The 13,513-nt window shown below is 55.0% G+C and carries 12 protein-coding genes; 4 read left to right on the top strand and 8 right to left on the bottom strand.

Annotated features, from left to right (window positions below; genetic code table 11):
* Positions 1-157: 157 nt before the first annotated feature.
* The gene (locus QZH36_RS06795; RefSeq protein WP_301729856.1) at positions 158-1,261 is read left to right on the top strand and encodes an ABC transporter substrate-binding protein; all 1,104 of its coding nucleotides are present in this window, start codon (positions 158-160) and stop codon (positions 1,259-1,261) included.
* 85 nt (positions 1,262-1,346) lie between these two features.
* Here the strand turns inward: QZH36_RS06795 and QZH36_RS06790 are convergent, their stop codons facing one another.
* The 5 genes from QZH36_RS06790 to QZH36_RS06770 form a co-directional block, all read right to left on the bottom strand.
* The gene (locus tag QZH36_RS06790) at positions 1,347-2,678 is read right to left on the bottom strand and encodes a carbohydrate porin (RefSeq protein WP_301729855.1); all 1,332 of its coding nucleotides are present in this window, start codon (positions 2,676-2,678) and stop codon (positions 1,347-1,349) included.
* Between the two features lie 345 nt (positions 2,679-3,023).
* The gene (locus tag QZH36_RS06785; RefSeq protein WP_125288512.1) at positions 3,024-3,278 is read right to left on the bottom strand and encodes a CsbD family protein; all 255 of its coding nucleotides are present in this window, start codon (positions 3,276-3,278) and stop codon (positions 3,024-3,026) included.
* A 216-nt stretch (positions 3,279-3,494) separates the two neighbouring features.
* Entirely contained in the window at positions 3,495-3,644 is a 150-nt protein-coding gene (locus tag QZH36_RS06780; RefSeq protein WP_125288513.1) for a DUF2474 domain-containing protein, read from the bottom strand.
* A gap of 22 nt (positions 3,645-3,666) precedes the next feature.
* Entirely contained in the window at positions 3,667-4,674 is a 1,008-nt protein-coding gene (cydB, locus tag QZH36_RS06775) for a cytochrome d ubiquinol oxidase subunit II (protein WP_125288514.1), read from the bottom strand.
* Position 4,675: 1 nt separating this feature from the next.
* Positions 4,676-6,100: a cytochrome ubiquinol oxidase subunit I gene (locus tag QZH36_RS06770; protein ID WP_125288515.1), complete on the bottom strand. Its 1,425-nt coding sequence runs from the start codon at positions 6,098-6,100 to the stop codon at positions 4,676-4,678.
* Between the two features lie 590 nt (positions 6,101-6,690).
* Here QZH36_RS06770 and QZH36_RS06765 point away from each other — a divergent pair.
* Positions 6,691-7,035: a hypothetical protein gene (locus QZH36_RS06765; RefSeq protein WP_301729854.1), complete on the top strand. Its 345-nt coding sequence runs from the start codon at positions 6,691-6,693 to the stop codon at positions 7,033-7,035.
* Between the two features lie 315 nt (positions 7,036-7,350).
* Complete coding sequence (gntT, locus tag QZH36_RS06760; RefSeq protein ID WP_301729852.1) at positions 7,351-8,670, top strand: gluconate transporter; 1,320 nt, start codon at positions 7,351-7,353, stop codon at positions 8,668-8,670.
* 620 nt (positions 8,671-9,290) lie between these two features.
* Here the strand turns inward: gntT and QZH36_RS06755 are convergent.
* Positions 9,291-9,512, bottom strand: coding sequence for a hypothetical protein (locus QZH36_RS06755; RefSeq protein ID WP_301729851.1), 222 nt, complete (start codon positions 9,510-9,512; stop codon positions 9,291-9,293).
* A 702-nt stretch (positions 9,513-10,214) separates the two neighbouring features.
* Between QZH36_RS06755 and QZH36_RS06750 the strand changes: the two genes are divergently transcribed.
* Positions 10,215-11,336: a hypothetical protein gene (locus QZH36_RS06750; RefSeq protein WP_253454962.1), complete on the top strand. Its 1,122-nt coding sequence runs from the start codon at positions 10,215-10,217 to the stop codon at positions 11,334-11,336.
* On the opposite strand, the gene QZH36_RS06745 is transcribed toward QZH36_RS06750, so the two are convergent.
* Positions 11,314-11,955 (bottom strand): response regulator, encoded by a 642-nt coding sequence (locus tag QZH36_RS06745; protein WP_253454961.1) that lies wholly within the window; start codon positions 11,953-11,955, stop codon positions 11,314-11,316. The two genes, QZH36_RS06750 and QZH36_RS06745, sit on opposite strands and share 23 nt — an antisense overlap.
* On the bottom strand, positions 11,952-13,442 hold the full coding sequence (locus tag QZH36_RS06740; RefSeq protein WP_253454960.1) for a PAS domain-containing sensor histidine kinase: 1,491 nt from the start codon (positions 13,440-13,442) through the stop codon (positions 11,952-11,954). The genes QZH36_RS06745 and QZH36_RS06740 overlap by 4 nt, the downstream gene beginning before the upstream one ends.
* Between the last annotated feature and the right edge of the window lie 71 nt (positions 13,443-13,513).

Here is a 13,513-nt window from a genome sequence, read left to right as displayed (position 1 = left end):
CTTCTGACGGATAACAAGGGCGGCCTTCGGGCTGCCCTTTTTTTATAGGCTGGCGACAGGGCGCAAAGCCTGCCCAACAGGAGCGCCGCCGAAAGAGAAGCAATGCAGAATGATTATCGGTATAGTCAGCCTCGCTTATTTTTAAAGGAGAGATGCAATGATCCGCCGCTGGCTGTTACTGGCTTCCCTGGCTGTGTCTGCGGGCGCCGCCGCGACTACCTATCCGCTACAGATTACCGATATGGATAATCAAAACATTACCCTGGCCAAAGAACCGCAGCATGTCATCCTGCAGGACGGTCGTGACATCATGGCGCTGGCCTTGCTTGATCGGGAGAACCCTTTTCATCGCGTCGTAGCCTGGAATAACTTGCCGAAAAAGCAGGATCCGCAGACCTGGGCGCTGCTCAGTAAAACCTGGCCGGATGCAGCTAAGATCATTGATATGGGCTTTAATGACCAGGGACAGGTGAATCTGGAAAGCGTGGTGGCACAGCAGCCGGATCTGATGATCGCTCAGCTGCGCGCCAAAGCGGCATTAAAGCAAACTGGCGTGCTGGATACGCTGCAGCGCCTGCATATCCCGGTCATGTTTATCGATTATGAACTGCACCCGGCGCAGAACACTGCCAACAGCATCACGCTGCTGGGCAAGGTGCTGAACCAGGAGCCGCGCGCGAAGGCTTATACGGATTTTTATCACCAGCGTTTTGATGCCATGCAGCAAACCATTGGGCAGATCGCTAAAAAACCTACGGTCTTTATTGAACCGATAGCGGGCAACTCGGACAGCTGCTGCTTTACGCACGGCCATAACGGCTGGGGCGGTCTGGTAGAAGCCGTTGGCGGTAAAAACATCGGCTCGGCGCTGCTGCCCGGGGCTTCAGGCTTTGTCGCGCTGGAGAAAATTATCGCCATGAAACCAGACGTTTATATTATGACAGGCTCGAAACGGCCGAATAAAAACGTGCTGCCGTTTGGCTATAACGTGTTGCCGCAGGAGGTAAAAACGACCTTTACCACGCTGGTCAACCGCAGCGGACTTCAGCAGATTACGCCGGTGCAGCAGGGCAGGGTGTACGGGATTTACCATCATTTCTACAATCACCCGTATAACATTATCGGGATGGAAATTCTGGCGCGCGATCTTTATCCACAGGCGTTCAGCAAGCTGGATCCCACCGCCGATTTCCACCAGATTATTACCCGCTTTACTAAATTGCCTGATGCGCCCGTCACCCTCAGCTATGCGCAGCAGTAAACGACGGCGTTTGTGTGGATTGATAACGTAAGGGAAGAGGCATTGCGGGGAAAAAAAGCGGGCCGTAAAGCCCGCCTGAACAACATCAGAAGTTGATGGTAGCGGTAATGCCGCCAACAAAGGCATCTTTCACTTCACTGACTGCACCCGGCGATGCAACGTATTGCAGGTTAGGACGCAGGTTCATCCAGTTAGTGACGTGCGCGTTGTAATAAATCTCGTAGTTATATTCCGAACCGCTCTGGATCGGCAGATAAGTTGGATTATCGTAATCGTTCACGCCGTTTTCACGGTTGGTCTGGCGCAGCATTTTGCTGTAGTCGTCATTGACGTGAATACGCGCCGCGCCGATACCGATTTCATCTTCCGTACGGGAGTCAAACGGCCCGGTCCAGACCAGCGCCAGCGACTGGTAATTGTCGGTTTTCGAGGTCTTGTGATCGTTCATTACGCCCTGGGCCACAATGCTCAGGCCGCGCTTGTTATCGCCGCCCATCGCGAACAGCTGCTGTTGTAACAGCAGGTAGCCGCCGTAAGAGTGGTTATCCTCGCCGTATTGACCGTTGCTGTAAGAGCTGTAGTTGTCGCCTTTTACCGAAGAGTAGTAGAAGCCCGCGCGGTAGTTGCCCTGCAGCTTATCCGCGCCCAGCGTCGGCTGCCAGCCCAGCTCGACCGGTACCAGATTGCCTTCGGTAGGGCTGCCGTCAAGGCGGAAGCCGTTGCCGGTGTCGTAGTTGGAAGGCGTCTGGTTATAGAAGCCGACCTGCAGGAAGACTTCCGGCGTAAAGTTGAACTTCACGCGGCCGCCCCACTGGGAAACCGGCCAGTTATACCAGCGATCGCCACGCCAGTTGCCCGCCTGACCGCCGCCGAACGCCAGGTTCTGGAACTTGCTTGGCCAGCTGTCGAAGTCTTCACCCACGGTTACGCGACCCGCTTTCACTTCCACCGTGTGGTCAAAGAAGCCTTTGTTGATCCAGAACTGCGTCAGACGCCAGGTTTGTCCACGTCCCCAGACTTCCTGCACCGATGACAGGCCGCCGGAGCGCGGATCGTTGATATAATCCGTCAGGTTCTGGCCGTTACGGCTGGTGATGGTTGCCTGAAATTGGGTATCGGTCCAGTTCAGCAGTTTTTCCAGGTCCAGCGTGGTGCCGAAGCCCCACTGATCGGTATAGCGTGCCGACGTGGACTGGTTATAGCCGCCGGAGAAATTGCTGGCGGATTCCATGGTGTAGTTCACCTGAAACTGCACGCCGTCCTGCTCAAGCTGGCTACGGTTGCCGCCCCAGTCGCCAAAGGCGTAAGGCGAGTCGATGCTGAGCGGCGCGTAGTCCGCCAGCGCCTGGCCGGAGGCCAGCAGTAATCCAACACCACAGAACGCCACTGTTCTTTTCAAGGTGGATTCGCTTTTCATATTGGGAAACCCTGTTTTAGTGATAGCGCTGCGCTTCCACAAGCGGAAACGCTGTCGCGGCCATCATGCTTTTATCAGCATTATCTCCGGCACAATGCGTACTGTAAGGAGGAAACGGCTGACTAAAGGCGGGAGCGATGGCCTGTGCGGCAGAATGAAAGCACTAATTCGGAATTTTATTGTTATAAATAGTGCTGAATAAGTCCGGGTTTTGCCAAAAAAGCGGCATGGATCACGGTTTGCAGGGCCTGTGCGGGCGAGGGCGGGGGGAAAAAGGACAAAACGACGAATGACGGGCAAAAAAAAGGGCCGGATAACCGGCCCTGATGCAGTAACGTTACGCGACTAGCGGCGACCGAAAATCTTCGCGGCAAGGAAGCCCACGCCCGCGGCAATCGCCAGCGAAACGAAAGGGGAATCCTGCGTTTTGGTCTTCACGCAGTCCAGCGCATCGTCAACGGCATAAGAAGCTTTGGCTGCGCCCTGACGAACCTTGCCTTTGAACTCATGCTCCGGAGACTCGGCGGCCTTACCAAACTGCTCCTGGCCTTTGCCCAGCGCTTCTTCGGCTTTATCGTTAGCTTTATCTAGTAGACTCATAGTGCCTCCTTCTTGATGACATGATTTCCTCATGAGAAATTAAAGCATAGACCATCAGTGAAGGCTTGCCGCTGCGGTTGTGTGTAAATTTATGAATGATGTAAAGAAAAAGCGGTAAAAGGCTCGGATAGTTCCTGGCCTCACGCGCTTTAAGTACGCCAGGCATAAAAAAAGCCCACGCGGGCGTGGGCTTTCAAACAACCGGCAATCAGAGTATCAGTGAGACTTCATGCCAGCTGCGGTCATCATAAAGCGAAACAGTGTCGCGACAACGCCAAGCGCCAGCACGCTGCCTGCATAAATGACGGCCAGCCACAGGATGCGTTTCCACACCGGAAGCTTAGGCGCCTGCTGAGTTTCAACCATACTATCCTCCGATAAGCCGTAATTAATGGTAATGCTCGTCCGGTTTGATCTTCCCGCGGAACACGTAGTAGCTCCAGAAGGTGTAGAACAGAATAACCGGGATAATCAGCAGCCCGCCAACCAGCATAAAGCCCTGGCTCTGCGGTGGCGACGCCGCCATCCAGATGGTGATGTGTGGCGGAATAATGTTTGGCCACACGCTGATGCCCAGACCGGTAAAGCCCAGGAAAACCAGCGCCAGCGTCAGCAGGAACGGCGAGTAGTGCGCATGACGCTTCAGCGCGCGCAACAGCGCGATGGAAGCCAGCAGCACCAGTACCGGTACCGGCAGGAACCAGAACAGGTTAGGCAGCGTAAACCAACGATGCATAATGTCGGCGTGCTCCAGCGGCGTCCAGACGCTGACGATAGCGATAATCGCCAGCAGCACCAGCAGCAGGGGCTTAGTGATCGCGGTCATTTTGCGATGCAGCTCGTTCTCGGTTTTCATAATCAGCCAGGTGCTGCCCAGCAGCGCGTACGCCACGACCAGACCCAGACCACAGAACAGCGAGAATGGCGTCAGCCACAGCAGCTCAGGGCCGCTGTAGGCACGGTTAGTTACTTCAAAACCGTTGATAAAGGTGCCCAGCACCACGCCCTGGCTGAAGGTCGCCAGGAACGAGCCCACGATAAAGGACTTGTCCCAGAACGGACGGTGCACTTCGGTTGCCTTAAAGCGGAACTCAAACGCCACGCCGCGGAAGATCAGACCAATCAGCATCAGGGTCAGCGGCACGGAAAGCGCATCCAGGATCACCGCATAGGCCAGCGGGAAGGCGCCATACAGCGCCGCGCCGCCCAGTACCAGCCAGGTTTCGTTGCCGTCCCACACTGGCGCGACGGTATTGACCATCATGTCGCGCTCGGCGGCATCTTTATTGAACGGAAACAGAATACCGATACCCAGATCGAATCCGTCCATCACGATGTACATCAGCGTCGAGAAGACGATGATGGTGAACCAGATAATAGAAGTATCAATGCCCACGTTATTTATCCTTTTCCGGCGCGTTTAACTTTTCTTTCACGGCAGACAGAGGACGCGCCTGAGTATGACGTGTGCCAGGGCCGCCTTCAGGTTCATCGTGGCCTTCGCCCTGTTTCGGTCCTTTTTTGATCAGGTTAAACAGGTAGATATAGCCCACGCCGAACACCGACATATAGACCAGGATAAAGGCGAGCAGGCTGATGCTCATATGCATCTCGCCGTGCGCCGATACCGCGTCTTTGGTACGCAGCAGGCCATAAACCACCCACGGCTGACGACCAATCTCGGTGGTGAACCAACCCGCCAGCAGCGCGATCAGACCGGAAGGGCCCATCAGCAGCGCGAACCACAGGAAAGGACGCGAGGTGTACAGGCGTTTGCGATAACGCAGCCACAGGCTGACCACGCCCAGGGTAATCATCAGCATGCCCAGGCCGGCCATCACGCGGAATGACCAGAACACGATCAGCGAGTCAGGACGATCCTCTTTCGGGAAAGTCTTCAGCGCCGGCACCTGCTTGTCCAGGCTGTGCGTCAGGATCAGGCTGCCCAGGTAAGGAATTTCCAGCGCGTATTTGGTTTTTTCCTGCTCCATATCCGGGATACCGAACAGGATCAGCGGGGTAGGTTCGCCCGGCGGATTTTCCCAGTGGCCTTCAATCGCCGCGATTTTCGCCGGCTGATGCTCAAGCGTATTCAAACCGTGGGCATCGCCCAGCACCGCCTGGATTGGCGATACGATCAGCGCCATCCACAATGCCATAGAGAGCATTTTGCGAATTGCCGGCGTGTCGTTTTTGCGCAGCAGATGCCAGGCAGCGGAAGAGCCAACAAAGAAGGCGCTCGCCAGGAAAGCCGCGGTGGACATATGCAGCAGGCGGAACGGGAAGGACGGGTTAAAGACAATCTTAAACCAGTCTACCGGCACCACCAGCCCATCCTGAATGGCATAGCCCTGCGGCGTCTGCATCCAGCTGTTAGAGGCGAGGATCCAGAAAGTAGAGATGATGGTGCCCAGCGCTACCATGCAGGTCGCGAAGAAGTGCAGGCCCGGCCCCACGCGGTTCCAGCCAAACAGCATCACGCCCAGGAAGCCGGCTTCCAGGAAGAATGCGGTAAGCACTTCGTAGGTCAGCAGCGGACCGGTGATGCTGCCCGCAAACTGCGAGAAGCCGCTCCAGTTGGTGCCGAACTGATACGCCATCACCAGGCCGGACACCACGCCCATACCAAAGTTGACGGCGAAGATTTTCGACCAGAAGTGGTACAGGTCGCGATAATCTTCGTTTTTCGTTTTCAGCCACAGACCTTCCAGCACCGCCAGGAAGCTGGCGAGCCCGATGGTGATAGCCGGGAAGATAATATGGAAGGAAACGGTAAACGCGAACTGTATCCTCGCCAGGTGGAACGCATCTAATCCAAACATTGCTGACCTCGATCTAACATAAACTGCCTTTCTTTTTTATTTACCGCACGTTAACAATAGAGCTGCAGTGCAGTCCCTGTTTATGCGGTTATTTCAACGAAGTTTGATCCTGAGACCAAATCGGGAGAAGGAGTAGCAACAGTAATAGGAATCTCAGATATAACAGCATGGATCTTTGCGATGAATTGTTTCACCGCTGCGTTAAATTATTGACTCCTATTGTTAAACTATAATTACCTCTTGCTACATTTGTGTAAAAATAATGTGCTTTTCAGCGCGTGAAAACGTTTTCATTGCGTTTTGACGCCTGTGGACGGGTGAGCCAATAAAAAAAGAAACTTATCTTTTTTTTATAATAGCGCGTAGCACAGAAACTTAACAGAATATCAATCCTGCGAATAAGCGCACAAATTGGAAATTAAACTGCCGATTAACGCCCCTACAGAAGCTAATGTTATCTTTATGTTGCCATTAGGATTTCTGAGGTTTAAAAATTGCGTGAATGATTGTTACCACCGGGCTGATAGTTCCCGAAAGCAATCATCGTTACGCAAAGCAATGTAAATGTTAAACCAGAAAAACGCATTTCGATGCATACAGAATTATTTTGTTACATTATCTTTGGCTTTAAGTCAAATTTGCTTGTTGCAGGTCAAGTCGGCGGACTAAAAAGTATGTGTATGGATTTGCCACAGGGACAGGAGGATGACGGCCATAGTGTTAACATTATTACCGATGTATCTGGCTTCCTTAGCGTCGGCCCAGACAATCTGGCCATGATGAGCGTGGCGATACGGCAGGGCAGGCGGCCCTCGCTGGCTTTAGCTGCTGACGTTATGAGTGGCTTTCCGTGCCGGGCGGTATTCGGCAGCTATACGCCGCTTTTCCAAACCGCTATAGCCGCCCAAACTTACCTGGGTGCGGCGTCTGATTGAGGCAGCTTTTGCGCTCTTTTTGGCGCTGCCGGTATTGGCTTGTTGATTAAAAGGCAGACCGCTGTTTAAAACAGGGTTGGCCTTGCGGTCAGGCTGGGTTCTTCTCACAGTTGTTATCATTACGTAAAAAACGGTAGTAACAAAAGTTTGATCTTCATCTCAAATTGTAAATTCCTCTGCGGCAGCCCATTTTAGTTGCGCCATGTTACCGTTAACATGCCAGCAGCAGGTCACTACCTGTCTGTTGTTCCCTACTTATGCCTGCCGCATCTGGCAGAAAAACAGAAGCGGCCCACAGGCTGCCGGAGAAACATCATGCCAATACTCTTTGTCGTCATCGGCGTAGCGCTGCTGCTGTTGCTGATGGTTCGTTTCAAGCTGAACGGTTTTATCGCCCTGATCCTCGTGGCGCTGGCGGTGGGCGTTATGCAGGGAATGCCCGTCAATAAAGTTATCACCTCAATAAAAGCCGGCGTTGGGGGTACGCTGGGCAGTCTGGCGCTGATTATGGGATTTGGCGCAATGCTGGGGAAGCTGCTGGCGGACTGCGGTGGCGCGCAGCGCATCGCCACTACGCTTATCAATAAGTTTGGCAAGGATCACATTCAGTGGGCGGTGGTGCTGACTGGCTTTACCGTCGGCTTCGCGCTGTTTTACGAAGTTGGCTTTGTGCTGCTGCTGCCGCTGGTATTGTCGATCGCGGCGGCGGCCCGCGTGCCGTTGCTGTTTGTTGGCGTGCCGATGGCGGCCTCGCTTTCGGTGACGCACGGGTTTCTGCCGCCGCACCCAGGCCCCACGGCTATAGCAACGCTGTTTCATGCCGATATGGGCAAAACGCTGCTGTACGGCACGCTGCTGGGGATCCCGACGGTAATCCTGGCCGGGCCGGTATTTGCACGCTTTTTAAAAGGAATTGATAAGCCGGTGCCGCAGGGGTTGTATAACCCGAAGAGCTTTAGCGAAGCGGAGATGCCAACGTTTGCAGTCAGCGTCTGGACGGCGCTGGTGCCGGTAGTGCTGATGGCGGTGCGCGCGGTGGCGGAGATGGTGCTGCCAAAAGGGCATGTATTGCTGCCGTACGCGGAGTTTTTCGGCGATCCGATTATGGCCACCCTGATTGCGGTGCTGATTGCCATCTTTACGTTTGGGCTGAATCGTGGCCGCACCATGGAGCAAATTACGGACACGCTGGGCGATTCCATTAAAATCATCGCCATGATGCTGCTGATTATCGGCGGCGGCGGTGCCTTCAAGCAGGTTCTGGTCGACAGCGGCGTGGATAAATATATCGCCAGCCTGATGGAGGGCAGTTCGGTATCGCCTATTTTGATGGCATGGTCTATTGCCGCCGCGCTGCGTCTGGCGCTGGGGTCGGCCACGGTTGCGGCGATCACCGCAGGCGGGATTGTGGCGCCGATTATTGTCACCACGGGCGTCAGCCCCGAGCTGATGGTGATTGCGGTGGGTTCCGGCAGCGTAATTTTCTCGCACGTTAACGATCCTGGTTTCTGGCTGTTTAAAGAGTACTTTAACCTGAGCATCGGGGAGACGCTGCGCTCCTGGTCAGTGCTGGAAACGATTATTGCGGTATGTGGGCTGGCAGGCTGCCTGCTGTTACAGATGGCGCTGGGGTAATGTCGCGGCGGAGCTGGCGCAAGGCAGTGATGCTGGAGTCAAAGTCGCGGCAAGCCTGAGGTAAGGCAGCAAGGGCAGATCGGAACACGGACACGCCGTGAATCCTTCCCTGGAGGCTCGGTTGGCGCGTCCATGCGCCAAACGGTCCGCTTATCCGCTCAGCCCTTTCTGCCCTCTGACTGTGGCATTGCGGTAAGAGAGTGGCGGCAAGCCTGAGGTAAGGCAGCAAGGGCAGATCGGAACACGGACACGCCGTGAATCTTTCCCTGGAGGCTCGGTTGGCGCGTCCATGCGCCAAACGGTCCGCTTATCCGCTCAGCCCTTTCTGCCCTCTGACTGTGGCATTGCGGTAAGAGAGTGGCGGCCAGCCTGATGTAAAGCAGAAAGGGCAGATCGGAACACGGACACGCCGTGAATCCTTCCCTGGAGGCTCGGTTGGCGCGTCCATGCGCCAAACGGCCCGCTTATCCGCTCAGCCCTTTCTGCCCTCTGGCTGTGGCATTGCGGTAAGAGAGTGGCGGCCAGCCTGAAGCAGAGCGATAAAGGTTGTGATGCTGTACATAGGGTTGCGGTAGGCCTGGCGTAAGCGCAACGGCTGCGCCGGTTTGCCCTATGCCGGTTTAAAACCAGTAAAAACCTTTCGCCATCAGCGCCGCCAGCCCCAGCACCGAGGTAATAAGCACAGCAAACATCAGCCGAAAGTCGGATTTCATTTCCAGACGCAGATTGATGTTTAATTTGTCGATATCGTAACGCATCTCCCGCAGGTCCGTTCTGATATCGCTGATATGGTTTTTGATGTTATCCACGTCAGATTCAAGTTTTGCGATTTTGACTTGCATGCTTTCTCCTTTTGCGTTGCTTCCTGCTGAAACGACCGGCCCGCGAGCTGGGATAATTCGTGTTTACCATGCTGCCTCACCTTATCGCTTTGCTTCTCCTGAGTGCTGCCGCGCTGATGTTTCAGGCCAGTGCCGTTTTGCTGCGGTGCGGATCAACTTTATGCCTCTCATTTTTTCCGTCAATAACGAACAGGCGCTTTTTGGCCGCAGAAGGGTATCGCTTTTTAGTTTTGGATAACGGCGCATAAAATAATGAAAATGCATGAAACAAGGCTGGCGTGATTTGCGAGCCGCATCAGCTCGTCTGGCTATCAGAAAGCATCGGCCGACGTGGCAAAAAAACAAAAGTTATTGTTACCGCCAATTTAACTTAAGCGTAGTTATTCTGCCGAATCGCTCCCTTTCATTATTCTGCTACTTTAATTGTGGATTAACCGTCTATGCTTACCTTTTCTTTTTTAACGACTATTTTCCTGGCGCGGCGAACCTCATCCTTTTTCTTGTTGCGGGTTATTTCATTGGTTGCCAGATAACAAGGCTGGTACGTATAATCTTTTGAATTGTCGCAACTTTTTAACTTAAGCCAAATTTTTTGGCGTGGCTGCCGTCGGCCGCTGGCGCAGCTTTTTATATTCAGCCTTGCGGCTTCTTTTTATTATCTGACCGAATGGGCGGGCGCTCGCCTTTGGGGATTATTGCAGTATGGAAGAACAAACAGACATCGCTTTCCAGGTGCCCGATCTGCCGCTGGACGGCATTCCGTCGTCGATTCTGCGGCTGGGTAAAAGGCTGGCGGATACCAAATATCAGGTCGATTTGCTGGGTAAAAACGGCTGGGCGGAGCTGACCTCGAATCTGCATGGCCTGGAAGCAGGCGGTGAATGGGATGGGGCGGATGACGCGCTGACCTTTTTCAGCAAGATTTTTCCTTTTGCCATTCTGCCTGCGGAAACGGAGCCGATGGGCGTATTTAACGTGCCGACCGAACGCGTAATTGGCCGCAGCTGGCGCTGGTGGCCTGAACATCTGAACGGCAGCAGCGAAGCAAGGTTTCTTGAACATCTTAATGGCCCGTTCGCGGCGGATGGTACCTCCTGGTATTTTTTACCTGCGCTGGGCGTGCTGCTGGCCGCGCAGGGACAGGGGCGGGTCAACTACTGCCGCTATCACCATATTCCTTCGATACGCGCGCGCGTCAGTCATCTGCATTACCCGCCAGCGGATCGCTTTCGGCTTTATCACGTTATGCGGGGTGAAACGCGCCAGAGCTGGGTGGTTTACAACAACCGCTATCTGCAACCCGTGCAGCTGCCGCGCATTACCTTGCCCGCGCTGACCGCCTACGGCGTGCACAGCGCCAGCTGGCCGCTGACTTTCCCGCCCGTCGCGCGCGTCTTTGACGAGCTGCATCATCCGCAGCAGCTGGGCGATTTTATTGCGCCAGGTATCGATCTGGAAGCGGTAAAAGGCAGGATCCGGGCAGAGAAAGAGGCCGAGAAGCGCGCGGTAAAACCGGTGAAAATGGCGCTCAGCGATATGGATATTACCAATATCTGGCCGGTCAGCCTGACGCTTTCCTTCTTCTTTATCCTGGCGTTGGTCGTGGCCGGATTAACCTCCGGCGCGGGCTGGCCGGGCGGCATCAGCCTGCTGGTTTGCGGTATGGCGGGCAGCCTGCTGCTGTTTATCGCCACGCCGATTTTCCTGGTCAGCAAGCGCCACCACCGCGCCTGGCAGCCGGAGAAACCACAGGCGGCAGAGACGCCGCCCGTGGAAGAAACGGAGGTCAAAACGCCTGAAGCTACTGCACCAGGCGGTGGCTGATCGCGTATCTGACGATATCGGCGTTGCTGCTGAACTGCATTTTCTCCATCATGCGCGACTTATAGGTGCTGACGGTTTTATTACTGATTGCCAGGGCTTCGGCAATGGCGTTGATGGTTTCGCCGTGCGCCAGCATCAGCAGGATCTGGCGTTCGCGGGTCGTCAGCGTTTCGTGCAGCGCGCGGTTGCCGTTCTGGTATTCGGCAAAGACGATTTCCTGCGCCAGATCATGGTCGATATAGCGCGATCCGCGCGCCACGCTGCGGATCGCCGCCAGCAGCGCATCCGGATTTTTGTCCTTGGTGATGTAGCCTCCCGCGCCGCAGTTCAGCACGCGACGGGCGATCTGCGGTTCGTTAAACATGCTCAGCACAAGAATAGGCAGATCTTCATACTGCGAGCGAATACGGTTAATTAAATCTTCGCCGCTGATGCCGGGCATAGAGATATCCAGCAGCAGCAGATCGAGGCCGCCAAGACGCAGCCTTTCCAGTACCTGACCGCCGTCGCCAGCCTCGCCCACGACGGTGATATGGTCGTCGAGCGCAAATATCTGTTTCAGCCCTTCACGCATCAGGGCGTGATCGTCGGCGATCACTAATCTTATGACATCATTCATCCTGCATCCCTGGTTGCTGACGGAAAATAGGCCTGGTTTTTTAAAGGAAGGGTCAGTTCCAGCTGCGTGCCTTCGCCGGGACGGCTGGTGATGGTCACCTGACCATTCAGCATATCCACACGCTCTTTAATCCCTAAAAGCCCGAAGGCGTCGTGACGCACGGAGTGCATCTGGAAACCGCGGCCGTTATCGCGTACCTGGATCACCAGCGCGTCGCGGGTGGTCTGGACAATAATAGATACCTTACTGGCGCGGGCGTGACGGGAAATATTGGTAAGCGACTCCTGCACGATGCGGAACACCGTGGTCACTACCTGGTCGGAGAGCGCTACCGGCTTGCCTTCCGGGACGATCAGCATACAGCTACAGCCGCCGTTTTTGACAAACTCGTCGCGCAGCCACTCCAGCGCGGGCATCAGCCCCATGTTCAGCATATTGGGGCGCAGCCGCGTGGAGACGTCGCGCACCACCTGGATGGTGCTGTCGATCAGCGTCATCAGGTAATCCACCTGGCTGGAAACGCGAGCGGGATTTTTGCTTTGCATGCCGATAACCGACAGCCCGGCGCGCAGGCTGGTTAAATGCTGGCCCAGCTCGTCATGGATCTCCCGCGCGATATGCTTGCGCTCCTGCTCGGTGCGCTCCTGCTGATTACTGGCAAGAAGGCGCAGCTGATGATGCGCGGCGCGCACTTCGTTTTCCACTTCCCGCAGGCGCGTGATATCGCGACCCACGGCCAGGATTGTCACCACTTCGCCTTTCAAATCGTATTCCGGTACGCAGCGCACGTGCAGCACCATCGCGCGTTCGCCAAAGCGCGCCTCCAGTTCCGATTCGCTCTTTTCGCCGCTTGCCAGCGTATTGGAAACCAGGCGAAACAGCTGCATACCAGGCTCATCAAACGGAATGCTGTCGGTAAGCCGCCAGCCGCGCGCCTTCTCTTCGCTACAGCCGATTAAATCAAGCACGCGCGGATTAGCATAAAGGCAGCGCAGATCGGTATCGAAGCGTGCGATCAGATCCGGCGAGTTTTCCACCAGCGAGCGAAACTGCTGCTCCTGCTGCAAATAGCGCTCCGTGCGCTGCTTCAGCTCGCGCACGTCGCGCACCACGCACAGTACCAGCATTTCGCCCTCGTGCTCCCAGGCGCTGGAGTTAACCTCGACCGGGATGATTTCGCCGTTATGCATACGGTGCTGCGAGGTAAAGCGGATCCCTTCCGGCCGCAGGCTCAGTTTCCACCACAGCGCGGCGACGTCGGGATCCTGCAGTTCGCCTTCAATATCGGAATAGCTTAATCGAATAAGCGCCTGGTAATTATAACCGAGCATTTCGCAGGCTTTATTATTGATATAAGCCAGTTGGGCATCCTGACGCACCAAATAGATGGCGTCGTTAACGCGGTCAAGCGCGAAGTCGGGCAGAATGGCGCGGCCATTATAAGGCTCTTTACTGACGTTAAGGCTAAATATCTCAGACGAAAGCATTTCTCTCTCTGTTTAATGAAAAAGGGATAATAAGCATAAATTATTACAGCTTATCGTGCAGCTCAGAAAAA

Source organism: Erwinia wuhanensis (genome assembly GCF_030484085.1).
In the GTDB taxonomy this organism is placed as follows: Bacteria; Pseudomonadota; Gammaproteobacteria; order Enterobacterales; family Enterobacteriaceae; genus Erwinia; species Erwinia aeris.
Note: the sequence above shows the minus strand (reverse complement) of the source record. Positions and strands in the feature narration are given on the sequence as shown.